At 54.3% G+C, this 21,178-nt stretch carries 15 protein-coding genes; 4 read left to right on the forward strand and 11 right to left on the reverse strand.

Annotated features, from left to right (window positions below; translation table 11 throughout):
• Window positions 1-46: 46 nt before the first annotated feature.
• On the reverse strand, window positions 47-1,057 hold the full coding sequence (locus V6U78_RS03300) for a tripartite tricarboxylate transporter substrate binding protein (protein WP_405337174.1): 1,011 nt from the start codon (window positions 1,055-1,057) through the stop codon (window positions 47-49).
• 261 nt (window positions 1,058-1,318) lie between these two features.
• On the opposite strand from V6U78_RS03300, the gene V6U78_RS03305 reads away from it, so the two are divergent.
• Window positions 1,319-1,702 carry a hypothetical protein gene (locus V6U78_RS03305; protein WP_405337176.1) on the forward strand — a complete coding sequence of 128 codons (384 nt, stop codon included), beginning with the start codon at window positions 1,319-1,321 and terminating at the stop codon, window positions 1,700-1,702.
• On the opposite strand, the gene V6U78_RS03310 is transcribed toward V6U78_RS03305, so the two are convergent.
• The 9 genes from V6U78_RS03310 to V6U78_RS03350 all read right to left on the reverse strand — a co-directional run bounded on the left by V6U78_RS03310 (window position 1,651) and on the right by V6U78_RS03350 (window position 14,849).
• Complete coding sequence (locus V6U78_RS03310; protein ID WP_405337178.1) at window positions 1,651-5,364, reverse strand: SbcC/MukB-like Walker B domain-containing protein; 3,714 nt, start codon at window positions 5,362-5,364, stop codon at window positions 1,651-1,653. The genes V6U78_RS03305 and V6U78_RS03310 overlap by 52 nt on opposite strands.
• Window positions 5,361-6,647, reverse strand: coding sequence for an exonuclease subunit SbcD (gene sbcD, locus V6U78_RS03315; RefSeq protein WP_405337180.1), 1,287 nt, complete (start codon window positions 6,645-6,647; stop codon window positions 5,361-5,363). Before sbcD ends, V6U78_RS03310 begins: the two co-directional genes overlap by 4 nt.
• Window positions 6,648-6,718: 71 nt before the next feature.
• Complete coding sequence (gene traF, locus V6U78_RS03320) at window positions 6,719-8,491, reverse strand: conjugal transfer protein TraF (RefSeq protein WP_405337182.1); 1,773 nt, start codon at window positions 8,489-8,491, stop codon at window positions 6,719-6,721.
• A 33-nt stretch (window positions 8,492-8,524) separates the two neighbouring features.
• Entirely contained in the window at window positions 8,525-9,340 is an 816-nt protein-coding gene (locus tag V6U78_RS03325) for a SapC family protein (protein WP_405337184.1), read from the reverse strand.
• A gap of 141 nt (window positions 9,341-9,481) precedes the next feature.
• Window positions 9,482-10,189 (reverse strand): hypothetical protein, encoded by a 708-nt coding sequence (locus V6U78_RS03330; RefSeq protein ID WP_405337186.1) that lies wholly within the window; start codon window positions 10,187-10,189, stop codon window positions 9,482-9,484.
• A gap of 166 nt (window positions 10,190-10,355) precedes the next feature.
• Window positions 10,356-11,456 (reverse strand): LPP20 family lipoprotein, encoded by a 1,101-nt coding sequence (locus tag V6U78_RS03335; protein ID WP_405337188.1) that lies wholly within the window; start codon window positions 11,454-11,456, stop codon window positions 10,356-10,358.
• 8 nt (window positions 11,457-11,464) lie between these two features.
• Window positions 11,465-12,091, reverse strand: a complete 627-nt coding sequence (locus tag V6U78_RS03340) for a penicillin-binding protein activator LpoB (protein WP_405337190.1) — start codon at window positions 12,089-12,091, stop codon at window positions 11,465-11,467.
• Entirely contained in the window at window positions 12,063-13,865 is a 1,803-nt protein-coding gene (locus V6U78_RS03345; protein ID WP_405337192.1) for a hypothetical protein, read from the reverse strand. The genes V6U78_RS03340 and V6U78_RS03345 overlap by 29 nt, the downstream gene beginning before the upstream one ends.
• Before the next feature lie 18 nt (window positions 13,866-13,883).
• The gene (locus tag V6U78_RS03350; protein ID WP_405337194.1) at window positions 13,884-14,849 is read right to left on the reverse strand and encodes an alpha/beta hydrolase; all 966 of its coding nucleotides are present in this window, start codon (window positions 14,847-14,849) and stop codon (window positions 13,884-13,886) included.
• A gap of 157 nt (window positions 14,850-15,006) precedes the next feature.
• Between V6U78_RS03350 and dbpA the strand changes: the two genes are divergently transcribed.
• The 3 genes from dbpA to V6U78_RS03365 all read left to right on the forward strand — a co-directional run bounded on the left by dbpA (window position 15,007) and on the right by V6U78_RS03365 (window position 18,743).
• Entirely contained in the window at window positions 15,007-16,389 is a 1,383-nt protein-coding gene (gene dbpA, locus V6U78_RS03355) for an ATP-dependent RNA helicase DbpA (RefSeq protein ID WP_405337196.1), read from the forward strand.
• Between the two features lie 231 nt (window positions 16,390-16,620).
• On the forward strand, window positions 16,621-18,249 hold the full coding sequence (locus V6U78_RS03360) for a methyl-accepting chemotaxis protein (RefSeq protein ID WP_405337198.1): 1,629 nt from the start codon (window positions 16,621-16,623) through the stop codon (window positions 18,247-18,249).
• 146 nt (window positions 18,250-18,395) lie between these two features.
• Window positions 18,396-18,743 carry a DUF4168 domain-containing protein gene (locus V6U78_RS03365; protein ID WP_405337200.1) on the forward strand — a complete coding sequence of 116 codons (348 nt, stop codon included), beginning with the start codon at window positions 18,396-18,398 and terminating at the stop codon, window positions 18,741-18,743.
• Between the two features lie 180 nt (window positions 18,744-18,923).
• Here the strand turns inward: V6U78_RS03365 and V6U78_RS03370 are convergent, their stop codons facing one another.
• Window positions 18,924-21,095 carry a malate synthase G gene (locus V6U78_RS03370; protein WP_405337202.1) on the reverse strand — a complete coding sequence of 724 codons (2,172 nt, stop codon included), beginning with the start codon at window positions 21,093-21,095 and terminating at the stop codon, window positions 18,924-18,926.
• Window positions 21,096-21,178 lie beyond the last annotated feature (83 nt).

Below are 21,178 nucleotides of genomic sequence, written 5' to 3' on the forward strand. Positions count from 1 at the left end.
CAAGACAGGCTGCGGATAGCCCCCCTTCAAGAGAGGGGCCTGTGGCTTAACGGGCGAGGAGGCCCAGCTCACTGAGGATGTGACGGAAGGATTCCGCCTGCTCATCCAAAAAGGCACCAAATTCAGCGCTGTTCTGGTAGGAGTCATACCAGCCAAGGCGCTCGCGGGCCGCCTGCCAGCTATCGGTGGTCATCATCTGTGCAAAGAGATCCTGATAGTAGGCAACAGCCTGATCCGACATATTCTTCGGCCCCATCACACCACGCCAGATATCAAAGGTGTAATCCACGCCCTGTTCAACATAGGTCGGTACCGATTCAAGAGGACCAGGCACCCGCTCAGGAGCAGAGACAGCCAAGGCGCGCAGCGCACCATCTTGCAGCTGTGCACTGGCTTCGCCCATGCCGGTCACACCCGCCACGATATGACCGCCACGCAGATTGGTCATCACCTCACCACCGCCGGAGAAGGCAATATAGTTCAAGCGAGCGGCATCCAAACCGGCTGCGGCTGCGGCGCCAGCGATGGCAATATGGTCCATCGAGCCAGCTGCAGAGCCACCACCAACACTCAGCTGAGGTTGACTGGCCATGGCTTCAAACAAGTCATTGACTGTTTGATAGGGTGAATCAGCGCGTACCAACAGAATGGAATAGTCGGTAATCAAGCGCGCAATCGGACGAAAATCCTGATGATCAAAGCGCGAACGTCCAGAAAGCGGCACCAGCAAAATGGGTGGGCTGGTCGCAAACAGCTTATGTTCATTACGGGCATCACGGGCAATCTGCGCCCAGGCAATCGCTCCACCGCCACCTGGCACATTGATCGGCGCAAAATTCACCGGTGCCAGATTTTCAGCACGAATCACATTCGCGGTGGTGCGAACCAGTGTATCCCAGCCACCACCGGGATTAGCAGGGGCAATATATTCAACCGCGCGTGTGGGGGTCCAATCGGCCCAGCTGGTCAGGGGCAAACAGGCGATCAGCGCGCTACAAAGTACTTTTTGTGTGGTTTGACGCCAGAAACCGGCGCGAGTGAAGGATGTGAAAGGCATGGTCTTCTCCAGCTTCGTTATTGTTAGAAGGAGACCAATATAGACAGGGAGGAAAGTGCAAATGAAGTTAAAGCAGATAAAAACAAAAAAGAACTTAGTTCACATTAAAGACATAAAGTGCATGCGAAAAATAAAAATACGCTACTGGTCAATGCTGGCCAATACTTTAAAATAGCGCGCCTTATTATGCAACTTTAGTCTAAACAGGGAAGACCGACCGCATCCATTGCAATAGGTACGGCTATCCCAAGGATCGGATGTGTGAACGCTCTTGCTTGCCCCTACCCCCCGTCTTACCAAACGCTACGCCATGCGGCTCAGCAGCTGCGCTACTTCACTTGGCAAGAATCCGCCACTCAGCCACCCCAGATCCGCGCGCATTTTGCTTATCATGATCAAGCAGATTTACAGACGCTGCTGCAGCTGTTACATCTACACAACAAGGGTGCCAGCCACTGGCCTCAACAGGCACTTTCTGTCATCGCAGAAGCTGGACGCCTGACACTCAGCGCCAAGGCGGAGGCTCACACCATCGCAGCGATTCAACAGGCTGAGCAGGCTTATCAGCAGCTGGCGCTCGATATTCGTTTGATTCATCCCTGGACCCCTTTGCGTCCTCTTTTTTCTGGCGCCACGGCAAACTGAGCATCCAGACGACTGATCCCTAGTCCCCCCATTTTATGCACACGCAACTGCACCGGAATACGTTCTTTCAGCGCGCTGATATGACTGATCACACCGACCATCTTGCCTGAGGCATGCAGGTGATCGAGGGCATCCAGAGCAATATCCAGCGTTGCGGCATCCAGGGTGCCAAAGCCTTCATCAAGAAAAAGAGAATCAATGCTCACCTGATGGCTGACCAGATCAGACAAGGCCAGCGCCAGCGCAAGACTGGCTAGAAAGCTCTCCCCGCCGGAGAGGGTTTTGGTATCCCGCTCCGCATCGGCTTGCCAGGTATCGATGACACACAGGCTCAACCCCGCCTCTTGTTGGCGCTTGAGCTGATAACGCCCATCAAAGCGGGTGAGATGACGGTTCGCCAAGGTGATCAAATGATCCAGCGTCAGGCCCTGTGCAAAGCGACGAAACTTATCCCCCTTCGCTGAGCCAATTAGCTGATTCAGCTGCTCCCAATCTTGTGCAACCTGCTGCATCGCTTGGTATTCAACCAATAAGCGCTGATGCTCAGCTTCGGCGGCCTGGCGCGCACTCAGACGCTGCTGCAACTGTGCCAACTCACCCAAGCAGGCATCTCGGCTCTGCTCCAACTCAGTACGGGCAGCTTCCAAAGCAGCCATATCAGCATGGCTCGCCATAGCTTGCTGCGCCCGCAGAGCGGTCTGTTCTTGCTGGAGCTGTACCTCGGCTTGCGCCAGAGCGTGGGTGCGCTGATCCAACTCGTGTAACTTTTCCTGCAACTGACGACGTTCCTCAACAGGGAGCACCGCCGCCATAAAAGCCGCCTGATCGGCAAAGCCACTGTCCGCTAGGGCCTGCTGCCACATCTGCTGCTGTTGCTGGCACTTGGGGGCGGCCTGTTCCTCCTGCTGTTGACGCAGCTGATATTCAGCCCAGGCTTGCTGATACGCCCGCTCTTGATGCTGCGCCTGCTCTCTGACCTGCCGCCATGCCTGCTCTGCCGCTGTCAGGCGAGCCTGAAGCGCCGCGCGCACTTCGCTCAGGCTGGCACCGTCCCAGTGGCTGCGACGCTCTAAGCGGAGCGCTTCGACCGCCTGCTGCCGCTTTTTCATCTCGGTCTGCTGTTCAGCCAACTGCTGCTCGCTACGCTTAAGCTGCGCTTCAACAGCAGCCAGAGCTCGCTGCTGTTGTTGCCACTGGGTCTCTAGGCGCTGTACCTGTGCTTCACACTGACGATACTGGTCATAGACCTGGCTATGTTGCTGCAACCAGCTGATCAGCGCCTCTAAGGAGGCAACAGGCGCCTCGGCCACACTGGCTTGAATCTCCTCTAAGCAAGGTTCCTTTTTTTGCATCCAGAGATCATGGCGCTGTTGGAGCAGCTGCTGCGCTTGCTGGCATTGCTCTGCGGCCTTCTGCGCCTGATCTCGTAGCCAGTTCAGCTGGGTCTGCAGCTGCTCTTGCTGTTGTTGATCCACCTGCGCCTGCTGCTGCGCCTCACGCTGGGCTTGCTGCTGTAGACGACCTGCCTGCAGACGCTCATTCAATCTCGCCTGGGCCTGCTCCCAGTCCTTGGCGAGCGTGATCAGTGTCTGAGGATCTTCAAGGCGACCAAAACCCAGTGCGGGATCCAGGCCCGCCCAATCTGCCTCTTTGCGCTGCTGTTGCTGCGTCCAGCGCGCCAGATCTGCCGTAAGCTGACGACAAAGAGACTGGGCCTGCTCAACACGCGCCTTCTTGGCCTGCCCCTGCTCCGTCAAGCTGGCCACCTGTTGTTCCTGCTGCTGATAGCGCGCCAAGGTGGCGTGATGATCCAGAGGATCGGCAGCCGCGGGATGCTCCAACGCACCACAAAGGGGGCAGGCTTCACCTGTTTTTAAGGCTTGGCGATAGTGTGCCAGCTCTTCTTCTTGGGTCAGCAAGCGCTTGAGATCCACACGCTGCTGCTCGGCCAGACGATAGGCCTCGACCAGCTGCTCACGCTCTTGTCGGGCTTGTTGTGCCTGAGCCTCGGCCTGTTCCAGCTCACGCTGACAAATCTGGCGCTGAGTCTCAGCCTCTTGCCACTGCTGCTGCCAAGCCTGCGCTTGATGCAACTGAGACCAGCGCTGCTGCCCGCTCGCGAGCTGAGCCAGCAGCGCCTCCTCGTGATCTTCCGGCTCCTGCGCCAGCGCCTGCTGCATCTGCATCCAATGGGCCTGACTGGCCTCAGCCTGAGCCTTTGCAGCCAGCCACTGGGCTTCTCCCTGCTGATACGCCTGCTCGGCCTGACGCTGCTGTTCAAGCCCGCTCAGGCAGGTCTGTTCAAGCTCTTTCAGCGCCTGCTCTTCTGCATGTAAAGGTGCTAGGGCCAGCTGCCAAGCATGCAGGCGTGGTCCCAGACGCTGATAAAGCTGGTGTTGATCCAACCAGCCTTGCTGTTCGACGCGCTGCTGCTCCAGCGAGGTACACTCAGCCTGCTGAGTTTTGAAAGCCTGCTGCTCTTGCTGCCATTGCTGCTGCAAGGCCGCAACCTGCTGCTGATCGCGCTTCAGATCCGCTTCCAGCTGGGTCAGGCGCTGCTCCAACGGCCACACCACCTCCGTGATCTGCTGCTCTTGCTGTTGCTGCTCCTGCTGTAACTCAGCCCAGTGTTGCTGACACTGATCCAGCCTACGCTGGGCCTGTTGCTGCTGCTCGCTTTGCTGCTGCCAATGGCGCTCGGCAGCCTGTCGCGCAATCTGAGCCTGCTCAGCGGCGCTTTTTGCCTCCTGCCACGCTTGCCAAGGCTGGCGCAGGATCTCGGCCGGCTCGCTTAACGCCAGTCGGTGACGATCTGCTGTGGCCGCTTCTTGGGCCAGTGCGGCCTGCTCTTGCTCCGCTTGCAGGGCCAGTTGCCGCTGCTCTAAGCCGCGCGCGGCCTGCCACCAGTCATACTCTTGCTGCAGCTGCTGTCGTTGCTGGTTGAGCTGTGCCAATTGCTCTTCGAGCCTGTTGTGCTGATCCAATAAGACCTGCTTGTGATCAACCGAGACATCACCTAAAGCGGCCAACTGTGCTTGTTGTTGATCAAGCAAGCCTTTTTGATCACGACAGCGAAGATAAACATATTCAGAAACCTGCGCGTAGATCGCCGTCCCCGTCAGCTCCTCCAGCAACGCTGCACGCTCGTTATCTTCTGCATACAAAAAAGCCGCAAAATCGCCCTGAGACAGCAGAATCGATTTGGTAAAACGCGCAAAATCCAGCCCCGTCAGCTGCTCAGTGTGTTCTAGCTTGTGCCGCACCTGTTGCGTCAGCAGCTGATCTGGCTCGCCAGCCTGCTGACTCAGCTGCGCCAGCTCGACCACGGGTGGTTGAAGCTTGCCATCCGGCTGCCCGCGAGCGCGGCGCATACTCCAAAAAGCACGATAAACCTGCCCTTTAACGGCGAACTCCACCTCGGCCAGACAATCACTCGCACCACGCGTCATCATCTCATTGCTTTGTGCGCTGATCGTGCCTAGACGCGGTGTTTGGTGATACAGGGCCAGACAGATGGCATCGAGAAGGGTGCTCTTACCGGCTCCTGTCGGACCGGTAATCGCAAATACCCCTTGGCTATCAAAAGGAGACTGGGTCCAATCTATCCGCCATTCTCCCTGCAAGGAATTGAGATTTTTAAAACGCAGCGACAGAATCTTCATTCGGCCACCTGCCCTTGCTCGACCTCAGCCAAGGCCTGACGAAATAACAAGCGTAAGCGCGCACGGTCAGCCTCATCATCCAATCCACTGCTAAGAAGACGCTGCTCAAAAACCTGCTCAGGTGTCAGCTCACTCAGGGTTTCTTGCGCCTGCTGCGCCAAGACTGTGTCTGCTTGCCGTGCCACACGCCTGATGACCACCACATCCACCGCCGTATCTGCAAGCTGCTGCTGAATCTGTTGCCGGGCATCGCTCAACCCCAGACCATCCTCCAACTCAATCGCCAGCCACAGGCTCGGATTACCCTGTGGATAATCAGTTTTGAGCTGCTGTAAATGCGATTCGATCTGCGCCCAATCGCCACGCAACCTTTGCATAGGTTGAAAAACAGGCACAGCCAAAGGTGTCACTGTCACCGATGGATTCTCAAGCTCGGACTCGGGATGTGACGCAGGCTCGGATGAAAAATCCGCCTCTGCTGGACAGAAGGACACCAGATTCACCTGCTTCTGATGGCTCAGTTCATCAAAACTCAGCCTGTAGGGCGCACCGCTGTAACACCAGTGCGCTTTGCCAGAGATACGCTGGGGACGATGCAAATGCCCGAGGGCAAGATAATCAAAGGGAGGAAAGATGTCAGAAGGGACAGCTTCGAGTGTGCCAATATACAGATCCCGTTCACTGTCGGAGCGGCTCATCCCCAGCGCCGTCAGATGGCCGCTGCCGAGGATGGGCACATCAAGGCCCAAGGCCGCCCGCCGCTGCTCGGCATGGGCGTAAAGACACTGATAATGGGCTTGCATCGCCTCCAACAGCCATTGACGCTTGGCTTCAGCGCTGTCACCAGCTCGACTAGTGATCAGCTCTTTGGGGCGCAGATAGGGAACAGCACAAAGAAGCGCGCTCGGCACACCGGCACGATCATGCAGGGTGATCACCTGCTCATCCAAGGGGAGATCGGTGGTCGCTATCACATGCGTTTCAAGATAACGCAGTAGGGGGCGCGCTTCGTGCAAGGTGGCAATCGCATCATGGTTACCGCCGAGCAGAATCAGCTGCACACCCAGGCGCTGCACATCGACCACAAACTGATTGAGCAGTTCACGCGCGGCACTCGGTGGGGTGGCGGTATCAAAAATATCCCCTGCCACCAGCAGCACATCGACCTGCTCTGTCTCCATCACCTCCAGCAACCAACGCAGAAAGGCCTGCTGCTCGGCATGGCGCGAGCGATGAAAAAAATGCTGACCCAAATGCCAGTCAGAAGTATGGAGGAGTTTCATGCTTTTTTATCCGTCAGTGCTTGCAGTGCTCACCGCGCTCAATACCTGAGCCGCACTCAAAAGTCAGCAGTTTAAAAGAGTTTTTCAAAACTCAGCCCTAGGCTGAAATAGCGCGGAATGCGCCAACGATCAAATTCAAAGGTTTGATAGCTGGTTGCCAGATCGAGCTGAAAATTAGCCGCAAAATCAATTCCAAGATGCAGCGTATCTAACCGGCTCCCCACCTGATTACGACGCCAACCCAGACGCACGCCCGGTACCCAGGCTTGTTGCGTTTGCCAGCTCATTGCCAAGCCGTAAGAGCGCTCAGACCAGCCTACCAGATTATCAGCCGCATCCAGACTGTAATGTCCTCTCAGAACCCAGTCAGGCTCAAAGGCAAAGAAGGTGACCTCCAACACAGCATGGCGATCCAAGCGATACGCCTGACGATCCATCAGTCGGTCTAAGCGAGTCAGATAATCGACTGCTTCTTTATCCTGCTCGTCTGTAAAACTCGAAAGGCGTGGATAGCGTGCTGTCGGCTGATTCACATTAAACAGCGTGACGCCCACCTGCCAAGGATAATCCTGCCACAGTAAACCCAGATCAACACCCAAGAGCCATTGTTGCTCTTGCTGTGCACGCAGCTCACCGGTCACTCGATCCACAACCTGCTCCGCGCCCTGTGACAAGGCCACGCCATTTAAAGAGACGAGATTGGGCGATAAGCGTAGCGCATAGCTGTTCACACGCAGCCCTAAATCCAGTTGCCCCCAGGACTGAGGCCAATCAAACCAGGCAGAAGCATCCACCGAGACACCCGCATAAAGGTGCAAAAGCTCAGCCACTTGCGTGGTGATGGATGAATGGGTCACCAGTAGCGCTTCTGGATCAAAATCCAGCTCACCACGTAAGGCCGCCATAAAAAGTGGATCAGAAGGATCACTTAAACGACGTGTCAGCTGTTCCAGCTGTAACACCTCATTCGGCGTTAAGAGCGGTGCCTCTCCCTCAGGAGCCTGAGCCAACAACGCCAGTGTCTGCTGTAAAAAACCTGCCTCTGCTGACCAAGCGCCTGTCGAGGGGTCGACTAGGCTAAGAGGATCATTGGCATACTGCCAAGATAGGCGTTGAAACTCGATAAAAGTCAGACTGAGCGTTTCTGCACTCAACTGAGGCGCGATCGAGAGCAAAGTCTCTCCGCGATGACTGATCTCCAAAGCACCACGTCCACGCAGGCGATCACCATAAAAGCGACCAGCAGCCTGCCCCTGCACACTGAGGCCCAAAGACCAGGCCACCCAAGGGTGCCAGCGCCCGATGACAGGAAAACCGGGCACATCGACAAAAAAACCAGCCTGAAAGCGTCCGCCTTCTTCCAAAGATAAAATGAGATTCTGTTCTATTTCCGCCGTCGCGCCCTGCAAACAGGACACCACCAAGCTCGAATCCTGCTCATCCAGAAAACGCTGACACTGCTGATCCCAGCGCGCCAACTGAGTGAGTGCCGCACGCGAGGGGCCGTCATCTAACGCATTCAAATCCTGGTCAAGCAGAAACTGTACTGCAGCCAGATCCTGCTCTAGGTCTTGAGCAAGACGCCCCAAACGCCCAGCTGGCCCTAACTCAAGATAACTGCTGAACTGGCCTAAACCGGCATTCCAACGCTGCTCACCAGGTAAAAGATACAGCAAAACAGCTGGATTGGAGCGTGCCGATATGACCCGCCCGGTTGCACCGCTTCCTTGTGCTGGATAAGACGCCAACGGACGCAGTGCTGCATTTGCATCCGCAGGCTGAGCAAAAGAAAAGAGCCCAACTCCAATGCAGAGCATCAGAGTCAGGCTCAAGACAAGACGCATCAGACTCAACCGGCCTGACTTTGGTCTAACGCATTAGAACTTGAAGACATCTTCTTCAGCACCAAAAACACGATCAAGATCAACCTCCTGCTGCGGTGCCAGTTGCTGCTGGATCTTCTGGCGCAAGTCATAAAGGCGCGCCAGTCCCGTTAAGCGGTGGGTTGATAAAAGCTGACTGTAGGCTAAAGAAAGGGCTCCCGAGCGTGCCAGGTTCTCGAGTTCAGCACCACTGAGCTGCTTAAGCTTATCCTCATTAATGCGATACAAACCCTGCAGCTGAGTTTGCCCCATGTCCTGCTCTCCTGCCGTCGCTTGGACATTCAGCTTCCAAGGCTCCAATAAACCAGCCTGAGCCAACTGATCTACGGCTTTGCTAGTCATCTGCTGTCCTTGATGGACCTGGCGCAGGAATTCAAGCACATTGGATACCAGTTCGGAAGGCTGTCCATCCGCCCCAAACAAGGAGTGATCGCCTTCCTCACTCTGCTCATGAAAAGCTGGGCTATCTGTTTGTACACAGAGCACCAAGCGATCACTGCTTTCTTCTGGTAAGAGTTTAAATGGATGTCCACGATAGGCTGCTGGTTGGTAGCCACCTAACCAACGCCCATCTGGATGCAGATAAAGATTGTCATCTGGCAAGAAAGACTGTAATCCCATCAACTGAAAGTGCGCCGCAGGCTCTGCCTGGGCAGGCACAAAAACCAATGCCATAGTTGGCAATAGATGGGGAACCTCTTCTGCCAAAACAGGAATCACAGCCTGATGGGCTGCAAAATTAAAAGTACTCTGAGGTTGCACACCAGCATATTGGTGCTGCTGTCGACTGAGCGCCTGGTAATGTGGCATAAATCTACTTACTCCATCTCTTGTTCATCATCGAAATAACTCGTCCCAACAGACTCTGGTTGACCAGCTGAGAGGCACTGAAGTCGCTGTCACTGACATCCGGCTTTCATTGATGCCTTGCCTCAATGCTGCAGAAGTCGATTAGACCTCTTCTGTTCCTGTCTCTGTTTCATCGTCTACTGCATCTTCATTTGATGCATCACCCGCGTCATCTTCAGCGGGATCATCTTCTGGTTCTGGTTCTTCTGGATAAACGACAGGCTCGGCTCTGGCATCCAGAAAAACGGGTAAAGCAGATTGCGGCATACGCAGATACACCAGGCGACTATCCTGTCTATGCAGAGGTAAAGCCTCAGGTTGATATTCAAGGGTGAGCCAGAGTTGATCGGCAAAAACTTCTAAACCTAATAAAGGCTCGACAGCTTCACCTCTTTCTCGGCCATGAATCACCAGAGCAATCAACTGATCCTGCTCAAAATTGGTGGCCTGTAAATCAGCAAGGCTCTCAAGCAAGGCTTCCGTTGCTACATAATCTTGATATACCAGCTTAAGACGTCGCTGCACATGACGATACAAGCTGATTGAATCACGCACTATCAGCACTTGCTGAGACTGCAGCTCTGCAGGCATCAGATCAGCATTCAGTGGGATATCCACTAAGCGGGTCAGGGGCAAGGTTAACAGCCTCGATTCTACAGCCGGCTTATCAGCAGGAACAGGAATCGGCTGTTCAGGTGTCGAACCTTTACTCTCGTCTTCATTCGTTAAGCAGCCTTGCAATAGCAAGGCAAAGACCACCCCAAGCAACACAAGAACAGAACGCCTCATGCCAACTCGATTCAACATCATTATCTACCTCTTTCATCATCGTTCGGCCTGTGACAATCAACCCAAGGCCTTTTTCTTTGACATCTTCAATCGACGTTGAATCCACAACATCTCTGCCATCACTTATCTTCAAGGCAGAATGCTCAAGGGCAGTGTAACAATTCACTGCCCTTGGGGGTAGGAGGCGTTATCTTTGTTGATACAAACCCTGCGCCAGCGCTTCTGCCAAGCTATTGGCCATCATCTGAATCGCGTTGCTGGTGGCCACCGCTGCATCAGTCGAAGCCGCTCGGCCGGTTTCGCTGACCGCATACAAGGTGGCGCCCTGGGCATCGACCACCTGCCCGTCTGCCTGCGCGACACGATGATGCAAGCCCTGACGCTGCACATCCTGAAGATGAATATTCAAACGCAGCGTCAAATCCGCTTGATTCTGCCGCAGCTGAAAACCCAACTCAGTTAAGCGTGCCGCAATGTGCGGCTGCATCCGTTGCGCATCGGGGCTTTTGGCTTCTAGGCGAAAGCTCAGAGCCGCGATGATGCCACGAATTTCGGCTTCACGCGCTTCGACCTGCTGCTGACGCTGAGCATCAATGCGCCCCGTTGCAGCCAGAAACTCTAACTGGTTGAACAGTTGACGTCGTTGCTGCAAGTCAGCCAGATTGGGGAGCACCGCGCGGACGCGACTGAGCTGATCACCTGAAGTCGGTAATGCACGCTGGAGCAAGCGTTGATCGACCTGCTGCAACTGAGCTAAAAGTTGTGTTTCGGCGGCCTGACGATTCAGCTCAGCTAAAGCCCAAGCCGAACGACCTGCTTCATCGATCCAGGTTTCTGTCACCTGGATACCGGGGAGCGTCACCTCTTCAACACGACTGGAGGCCTGCTGCAACAGGATTTCATGCAAATCATGCAACTGTCCCTGGCGCATTTCAGCACGGGTCGTGGTTTGGGTTTCTCCTGCCACACTCACTTGAATACGTGCGAGTAGATCCACCTGGGCCTGCTGACGCGCACGTTCCAAGGCATTGGCCGAGGAGCCGTAGATTTCAGCACTGGCCACACCATACACATAACCTGCACGCTGAGGATGGAGACGAACCCAGCTGGGCTGCCCCGCTTGCATGGCCTGACTGAGTGCTGCTGAAGAAGAGTTCGAGCTTGGACTCGTTGCACAGCCACCCAGCATCAGAGCCAAGGCCAGAGCAGAGGCTCCGGCCCAAAGCTTGGATGCTGACACTGTGCGTCCAACTCGCTGCACTGCTGGAGTAATAGAGACTGGACGCATAGTCACCTCTACAGCCTAAAGCGGCTGCGCTCCTGGAGTTTCTGGATGCGTTTTTGACCAGACCAGACTTCACGGTTGGTCTGAATATCAATTAACGACAGGTCAACCTGATAGCTGGTCACACGACGGCCATCTAATTGATCGACAAAAGAGTCAATCGATCCAGTTAAGACAAAGTTAGCGCCAGTTTCAGCCGCTAAAGCTGCCGCCGTTTCTGGTGTTGCCATAAACTCTTGGTCGCGGCGCTCTTCACGAATCGCATCACGAACATCACCAGCGGCCACAAAGTCCACCTGACCCGAGCGAATCAGGGCACGGCGCAGATCGTTCATAAAGGTATCCACAGCAATGTGCTCATGGGAACGATTGCGCACGCCAAGGACCAGTACCGTGGGCTGACGATCGCGCTCTGGATGCGCCTGACGCCAGCGTTGCAACCAAGGGAAGGTCAGCATGTCATCAATCATTTCTTCTGACACCATGCGTGAATCGGTGGCATTCCAGCGATCGGTCAGCGCCACTTCCTGACTGGCATCCAAGCGACTCACCTGGGTGCCACCACAACCGACCAATAGCAGGCTCATACCGAGCGCAGCCACTAAGCTTTTAGTGAGATTCATCCACTGTTTTTTCATCTTCTACATCCTCATAGAGTTCAACTAGGGTTTCATTGGCTAAGCGAGCGGCCCGCGCCTGGGTGACCAGATTCGGTACGGCTGCTTGGGGGTTTTCTGCAAAGGTGCGCGCCCGCCAGATATGCAGCTGGCCTGGGTTGAGCGTGATCGCATGGGTTTCTTCGACACTGAAGCCTTCGGCTTCACTGCGCAAAGTCAGCTGGTAATCGCCAGCAGCCAGCAACTGACGTGAAATACGAATCCGATTCGGCAGAGTCACCCATAAACGGGTATCTGCACTGGCGGTAGCGGCGGCAGTCAGAGCACATAAGCTACCCGGCATCCCGGTTTGCACACACAGCGCCAGACGCAAAGATTCTATCGCCATCGCCTGCGTCAACTCACTCTGTGCATCGACCAGATGCTGCGCCATCGCCAAACCGGCTAGGTTATCGGCATCGAGCAGAGCTTGTGTTTGGGCACGGCCCTGCGCGGGCGTTAAAGTCAGCTGCGAGGCATGCAAGGGTGGCTCATAGTAGTAAAAAAGCGGGACCGTCAGACGCACACCGGTGGAAGCCAAAATCTCGGTCAGCCCGAGCTGATCCAGAGTGGAGCGAAGCGGACCAACACCGATTGTTTTCTCATGCGGCATCGTCAGCAGACCAATATAGTCATCGGCACGAATACGCTCAATGACATTCAGCAAGCCTTTATCTGCATAGAGGTAATAAAACCACGCCAGTTGATAGGCCCGCTGATCTTCTGTTCCTACAGTCAAAGGACGAATAAACAGGCGGTTCGTATCGGGCTGCAAGGTCATCATCAGATTGAGTTCACCGCGTGGTGACATCATATCCACTTCTTGAATCACCAGCAGCTGACTGCCAGTGCGTGGATTCCACTGATCCAGAACGCGGCGCTGCTCAGCCGAGAGTTTTTCGCGTGCAACACGCTGCCAACGGGCATCACGCTGCGTTTTCAAGATCCGCGCCACATCAAACCAAGCCTGAGCGGTCATCGCCTCGCCCAGATCATACTGACGCGCATAACCTTGCTCATAAGTGCGAGCAGCACGCTCATAGCTGATGCGGGCATTATCCAGCTCGCCATAGCGCTCATAGAGGCTGCCGATCAGATAGTGGGTAAAGGCATTATCTCGGAAAACCAGTTCGCGCGGATTGATCACCTCACCATTCAGGCTGGCATACAAGTCCATCATCTGGTTGAGTAAACGTCCTTCTTCTTCCTCAGCTTCAGCATAGTCGCCGGTGCGATGCAGGTTTTCATCCAGCAGCAACTGAGCACGCCGTCCCTCGATACGGGCCGCATCCAGATAGCGCTCTAACTCAGCACGACTACCTGCTTGTTCTGCCAAAAAGAGGAAGTTCATCGTTTTGTAGTAGTGGATATACACCCGCTCATAGAGCATGCCACGATAGGTCACGCGCGTGGCATTGGTGCTGAGGCGGTTCAGCAGATCCATCGTGCTGGTAGTAAACAGCTCATCAGCCAGATAATCCGCCTCATCCAGCAGCTGATTACTGCCGAGATAATCGCCTTGCAAATGACGTAATACGCCAGTTTCCATCAAACGCAGCAAACGCTGACGCTCGCCCTCGAGTGCTACAGCCGCCCTTTCCTCCGCAGCCGCAAACTCACCATGGCGCATCAGCGTTGTCGCCTCGGTCATGCGATCTGCATGCGAAGCACAACCGCTCAATAATAACGCCAATAGAGCAAATAACAACCAAGATGATCGACGAGGTGCAGCCCCCGTCACTGATGACCCTTGCATAGATAATCCTTCATATCATTATTGATTATATTTTAACCAGTGCAGCAAATGTGCTGCGAGCTGGGTTTGCCACTCAGATGACTCGTTTAATAGCTGATGCCGCGCCCCTTGGAGCAAATGCGTTTTAGCATTCGGCAGCAAGCGGTGCAGCACGCTGAGATTATAAGACCAATCGACAGTGGTGTCGGCATCGCCCTGAATAATAATCACTCTTGCTTTGCAAGGCGGCTGTTTTTCAATGCGGCGAATCCAGCGCCCCAACGCCTTCACCCACACCAGTGGCAAACGCCTTGGCTGAAGCGCATCTTGCTCTCGCACAAAGTCCAGATAAGCCTGATCATGGCTGTTATCACGATGCTTACGCGGCACTGAGCGCACCACAAGATTCAATAATGGACGCCAGCGGCGAATGGCTGTCCAACCAATCGGCCTGACCAAGGGGGCCAAGAGCACCAGCTGATCAAACTGGAGCTGCTGCATGGCGTGCTCCAAGGCGATCGCCCCTCCGGTTGAAAACCCACTTAAGAGCCAAGGACGAGGCCAGCGCTCACGACGCAGTTGATCCAGCACCTGATTCAATAGCTGCTGATAACGCTGAAAATCATCAATCGCCGCACGTGGTCCGCTCGATAAACCATGCCCAGGAAGATCAACAGTGCAATAAATTAACTGTTGCGCCAAACACCAACGCTGCAAGAAAGGATAGCTGGCCCCATGATCATAATAACCATGCAGATGGACGAGCGTTCCCTGCGCGGCCTGATCGCGTGGACGAAAAGCCTGCATCCAAATACGGTCTGAGTCTAGCGCAAGCCAACCTGCACGCGCTGTGCACTCGGTCGCAAAATGGTAGTTTTCAAGATAAGCGCGATACGCAGGATGCGCCAAGGCACGCCAATCTGCCTGAGCAAAGGCCTGTGGCCAGAGTCGCAACTGCACCTTAGTGCGCGCGAATGCTTGATCCAGTGAGTCCGCTGTGTGCATCGGATTGGAGCCATCCTTTATGATCAGATCAATAAAAAGAACATCAGGAGTGAAGAAGAGGCCTGTGCTATGCTAATGCCACTCTCAAAACTGGCCCAGAGTCACCCTTGACCCACTCACGGCCCTTTTCTTCCCTCTTCGATTTTAGGTAACGCCCTTGACTGCTCCTTCTTTTTCTAGCCTGTCCTTGCGTGCAGAGCTTCTCAACAACCTACCGACACTGGGTTATCACACGATGACTCCAGTGCAGGCACACAGCTTGCCAGCGATTTTGGCAGGACGTGATCTGCTGGCTCAGGCACAAACCGGATCAGGTAAAACGGCTGCCTTTGGTTTAGGGCTACTGCAACGCCTCGATCCGACGCAACTGAGTATACAAGGATTGGTGCTCTGTCCAACACGCGAATTGGCCGATCAGGTTGCCAATGAGCTGCGCCGTCTGGCTCGCGGCCTGCCCAATATCAAGGTACTGACGCTGTGTGGTGGTCAGCCTTTTGGCCCGCAGATCGCTTCATTAGAACAAGGCGCACATCTGCTGGTCGGCACACCAGGACGCATTGAAGACCATCTGCGCCGCACACATCTGGATCTTCAGCAGCTGAAAATACTGGTGCTGGATGAAGCAGATCGTATGCTCGACATGGGCTTTAGCGAGACACTCGATGCGATTTTGGCCGCCACGCCCGCGCAACGCCAGACGCTGATGCTCAGTGCCACCTTTGCCGATGCCATACGCACCCTGGCAACTGCCTCCTTGCGTGACCCTTTATTGGTTGAAATTGAAACCGAGCAGGCGCAACCCAAGATCACCCAGCATTTTTATCGTCTCCCCAAGGAACAGCAGCGCTTTGCCATCTTGCAAGCACTCCTCCTGCAACGCGCACCCGAGATGGGGATTATTTTTTGTACCACACGCCAAGAAACACAACAACTGGCCGAAGCCCTCAGCCAGGCCGGCTTCTCAGCCTTACCCTTACACGGTGATCTAGAACAACGAGATCGTGATCAGACGCTGATTCAGTTTGCCCATCGCAGTGCCAATCTGCTCGTGGCAACAGATGTAGCCGCACGTGGGCTGGATATCGCTAATCTGGATCTGGTGGTGAACTACCAGCTCGCCCAAGATCCAGAAGCCCATGTGCATCGGATCGGGCGCACAGGACGCGCTGGAGCTGAAGGGGTCGCGATCAGCCTTGTGGGGCCAGAAGACGAGCGGCGTCTTGATGCGATTCGTGCTGTCTCCGAACAGGCCTGTACACTTGAAGCCCTGCCAGCCACACCCGCAGCCAGCACCCACCCTGCACCAGCACCGATGAAAACACTGGTCATTGATGGCGGCAAAAAAGACAAGCTGCGCCCAGGAGATATCTTGGGTGCGCTGACAGCCTGCGAACAACTGGGGCGTGAGCAGATAGGAAAAATCACCATCACACCCAGAAGAGCCTATGTCTCGATCGAGCGAAGCTGGGCTAAAACGGCCCTCGATCACTTGAATCAAGGCAAACTCAAAGGGCGTAACTTTCGCGTGCGTTATCTATAAAGCAAGCTATAAAGCAAGCAAGAGAGTCCTCTGATTCATATCACATCATCGCGCCCTACTTGTGAATCAGAGGTCTTCTTGATCAGCAAAGAAAGATAGATCACATATAGCTGTTATCCTGCAAAAGATGTACATTGCTTAGACAAGCTATACATTAGATAATAAAAAGCTATTTCTTTTGATTTACAGAAAGCCGTAGACTATTAGCAGCCGATTCCTGAGGAGAGAAAGATGACTATCGCACAAAGGCTGTATCTGGGTTTTGCCGTGATTCTTGCCCTGCTCGTGGCCGTCACGGCTGTTGGGGTCGTCAAGGTGGGGATTATTGATCGGGCACTGACTCAGATCAATGATGTCGACTCACGCAAGCAGCGTTATGCGATTAACTTTCGTGGCAGTGTGCACGATCGGGCGATTGCCATCCGCGATGCGGTCTTGGTTGAATCAAGTAGCGAACGCCAGAGCTTCTTACGCGAAATTCAGCGCCTTGAGGGTTTTTATCAAGAAGCTGCACGCAATATGGATCGACTCTTTCGTGATTCCACGCGCATCACGACTGAAGAACAGACCCTGTTGAATCGGATTCAAGCCAGCGAGCGCCAAGCGCTTAGCCTGACTCAAAATACCTTGAACCTGCTACAGCAGAATCAGCTCAGTGAGGCCCGCCGTCTTGTGCAGCATGAAACCGCACAGGCTTACACGGCTTGGTTAGCTGCCATCAATGCCTTTATTGACTATCAAGAAAACGATATTCAACGTCAGGTGAACTATGTACGCAGTGAGACAGGCAGCTTCCAGCTATTGATGCTGGCGATCACCTTGGTCGCGCTGATTGTCGGTGCTTTGATCAGCTACAAGCTGGTTTCACGCATGACACAAATGATTGGCGGTGAACCCGAGATTGCAGCGCAGAAGATTCGTCAAATTGCGGCTGGGGATCTCACAGTGCGTATCGAGACCCGCCATCCAGATAGCATTGTAGGTGCCGTCTCGAATATGGCGGCCCAGCTGGCTGACATTATTCGTGGTGTCAGCGATAACGCCAATCTGATGGCCCAATCCTCGACTCAAATGGCCCAGTCTGCCGAGAGCAATTTACAGCTGGTAGCCAGTCAGCGCGAGCAAACTGAGCAAGGTGCCACCGCTATCCATCAGATGTCAGCCACCGTGCAGGAAGTCGCTGGCCACACTGCCGAAGCCGCACGTTTAGCGCGTGGTGCTGATGAAGAAACAGTCAGTGGCGGCCAGGAAGTCGAACGCACCATTCGCAGCATTGAAGAACTGGCAGCGAAGGTAGAAGATGCCGGTAAGGTGATTGATCGTCTTGCCGATGATAGCCAGCAGATCGGTGAAGTACTGGAAGTCATTCAAAGCGTGGCCGAACAAACTAACTTGCTGGCCTTGAATGCGGCCATCGAAGCTGCGCGTGCGGGTGAGCATGGGCGGGGCTTTGCAGTGGTTGCGGATGAAGTGCGTTCACTGGCGAGCCGCACACAAGAATCGACACGCGATATCCAGCAGCGGATCGAGAAGATGCAAACCAGCGCCGCCGGAGCGGTCACCGAGATGGAAAAAGGGCGCAGTATGGCGGTGCAAAGTGTTGAGCAGGCACGACGGGCGGGTGCCTCTTTAGAGAAGATTAAGCAGGCTGTGGCAGCCATCAGCAATATGAATATTCAGATTGCCAGCGCTGCTGAAGAACAGTCTGCCGTAGCGGAAGAAATCAACCTGAATTTCACCAGCATTACAGCGGCCTCTGAGGAAGCCATGCAGGGTTCTGAAGAAATCCGTCAAGCGAGCCAGAACCTCTCGCGCCATGCTTGTGATCAGCAGCGCAGCGTAAGATCTTTCAAGGTGTGATGATCTTCTCGTTGATAAGAAAAGGCCCTGAGGGGCCTTTTTTCTGTAATAAATCAGAGTAAAAATTACATTCTCTTACAAAAGAGCAGGAACATCACTGGAGATGACCAGTCGGAAAGAGGACATTCATAAAAATTGAGGTCCCTATGAAAAAGCTAAATCATCTCGTTGGCGCGTTTTTACTGTCTTTTGTTATGGTCGGTTTTGCCCAGGCTCAAGCGCCAGCAACGAGTGAAGTGCACTTTCAAGATCAACAGTTAGAGCAGTTTGTGGCGGTACAGCCTGAATTGGCTGAGATACGTCAGGATTACTCCCAGCGTCTTGAGAGCCTAGAAGACCCAGCCCAGGCTCAAGCCTTAGAGCAAGAAGCGATTCAACTGATGGTCGAAGCCGTTGAAGAGCAAGGTTTAGATATTGAACTCTATAACAGCATCGCCATGGCAGTACAAAGCAATCCAGAACTGCGTGAGCGCATTGAAAGCATGATGAACTAAGCGTCTGGGCATCACCTCTTATTGAGTTGGATGCTTTCGCCACAAAAAAGCGAGCTCAAGATCACCTTGGCTCGCTTTTTTGTTTTCTTCTTTAATACGCTGACCCAGCTCAGCAAGGCCAGCAGTCTGATCCTTGACCCAGGCGCGCCTGCAAAAAAGCGCGCCTGGGTCATCAATGCCTTAGGCTTGCGAGGCCTTCAGCTCCAGACGACGGCGGTGCAGCACTGGCTCGGTATAGCCGCTAGGCTGAACACAACCCTCTAACACCAGCTCCTGTGCTGCCTGGAAAGCAATCGATTGCTCAAAGCGGCCAAACATCGGCTGGTAAAGCGGATCAGCTGCGTTCTGCTCATCCACGACCTTCGCCATGCGCTGTAAGGTTTCGATTACCTGCTCACGGGTACAAATGCCATGACGCAACCAGTTGGCAATATGCTGGCTGGAAATACGCAGTGTGGCGCGGTCTTCCATCAGGCCAACGTTATTGATGTCTGGCACCTTTGAACAGCCCACGCCTTGATCCACCCAGCGCACCACATAACCCAGAATCCCCTGCGCATTGTTATCCAGCTCCTGCTGAATGTCTTCTGCGCTCCAGTTGGGCTGCTCGGCCACAGGGATGGTCAAAATATCATCCAGATTGGCGCGTTCACGGCTCATCAGCTTTTCTTGCACCTCGGCCACGCTCACTTGGTGATAATGCAGAGCGTGTAATGCCGCTGCCGTGGGTGAAGGCACCCAAGCGGTATTCGCGCCAGATTTAGGGTGCGCGATCTTCTGTTTGAGCATTTCTGCCATCAGATCGGGCATCGCCCACATGCCTTTACCAATTTGAGCGCGCCCTTTGAGGCCGCAGCTTAAACCGATATCCACGTTCCACTGCTCATAGGCTTGAATCCAGGCTGAGGTTTTCATCTCGCCCTTACGAATCATGGGGCCAGCTTCCATCGAGGTATGAATCTCATCCCCAGTGCGATCCAAGAAGCCGGTGTTGATAAACACCACGCGCTCTTTGGCCTCACGGATACAAGCCTTCAAGTTGACGGTTGTGCGGCGCTCTTCATCCATGATGCCCATTTTCAGGGTATTGGGTGCCAGGCCAATGACCGCCTCAACACGACCAAAGAGTTCGTTGGCAAAAGCAACTTCTTCAGGGCCATGCATCTTGGGCTTCACAATGTATACACTGCCTGTGCGCGAGTTACGCAGTGCACCACGGCCCAGTAAATCTTGCTTGGCGATCAAGCTGGTGATGGCGCAATCCATAATGCCTTCTGGGATTTCGCTGCCATCTTGGAGCAAAATCGCAGGATTGGTCATCAGATGGCCCACATTGCGCACAAACAGCAATGAACGACCATGCAGTGTCAGGCTAGAACCATCCGCAGCGGTATAGGTACGATCTGGGTTCATCACGCGGGTAAAGGTTTGACCGCCCTTGCTGACAGCTTCTGCCAAATTACCCTGCATCAAGCCCAACCAGTTGCGGTAAGCCAAGATCTTGTCTTCGGCATCCACCGCCGCGACGGAATCTTCACAGTCCATGATGGTGGTCAGTGCGGCTTCCATCAGCACATCTTTGACGCCAGCGGCATCGCTTTGACCGATATGATGCTGACGGTCTATCTGAATCTCAAAATGCAAGCCGTGGTGTTGCAGCAAAATGCCCGTCGGCTGGCTGGCTTCGCCGGTATAGCCTTTGAACTGGCTCGGATCAGCCAACTGAGTCTGGCTGCCATCTTGCAGGCTGATCTGCAGCTGACCGTCAACGACTGTGTAAGCCGTCGCTTGCTTGTGTGAAGCTTGGGCCAAAGGCGCGCTCTGATCGAGAAAATCACGCGCAAAGGCAATGACCTTTTCACCACGGAGAGGGTTATAGCCAGGGCCTTTGGTGGCGCCGTCATCTTCTGGCAGGGCATCCGTGCCATAGAGCGCATCATAGAGGCTGCCCCAGCGCGCATTAGCCGCATTCAGCGCAAAACGCGCATTCATCACCGGCACCACCAGCTGCGGGCCAGCCATCAAAGCGATTTCATCATCAACTTGGGTGGTGGTGGCTTGAAAGTCTTCTGGCTCAGGCAGCAGATAGCCGATTTCGCTTAAAAAGTTTTTGTAAGCGGTTAAATCTGGCTTGCCTGGATGGGCCTGATGCCAGGCATCAATTTTGGCTTGCAGCGCGTCTCTTTTTTCTAGCAGCGCACGATTTTTCGGTGCCAGCTCATGCACCAGGGTGGAAAAGCCAGACCAGAAAGCTTCGCTTGTAACTTCACTACCTGGCAGCACTTGATTGTTCACAAACTCATAAAGAGCAGGATGAACCTGTAAACCGTCGATCTGTACGCGATCAGTCATGGAGAATCGCCTCTTATTCTAGGTTGAAAAAGGATTTCTAAGCACAAAACAGGTGCAACCGCCTGAAAGGAATACGCCGCGAA

The organism is Marinospirillum alkalitolerans, from assembly GCF_045055655.1.
Classification (GTDB): domain Bacteria; phylum Pseudomonadota; class Gammaproteobacteria; order Pseudomonadales; family Halomonadaceae; genus Marinospirillum; species Marinospirillum alkalitolerans.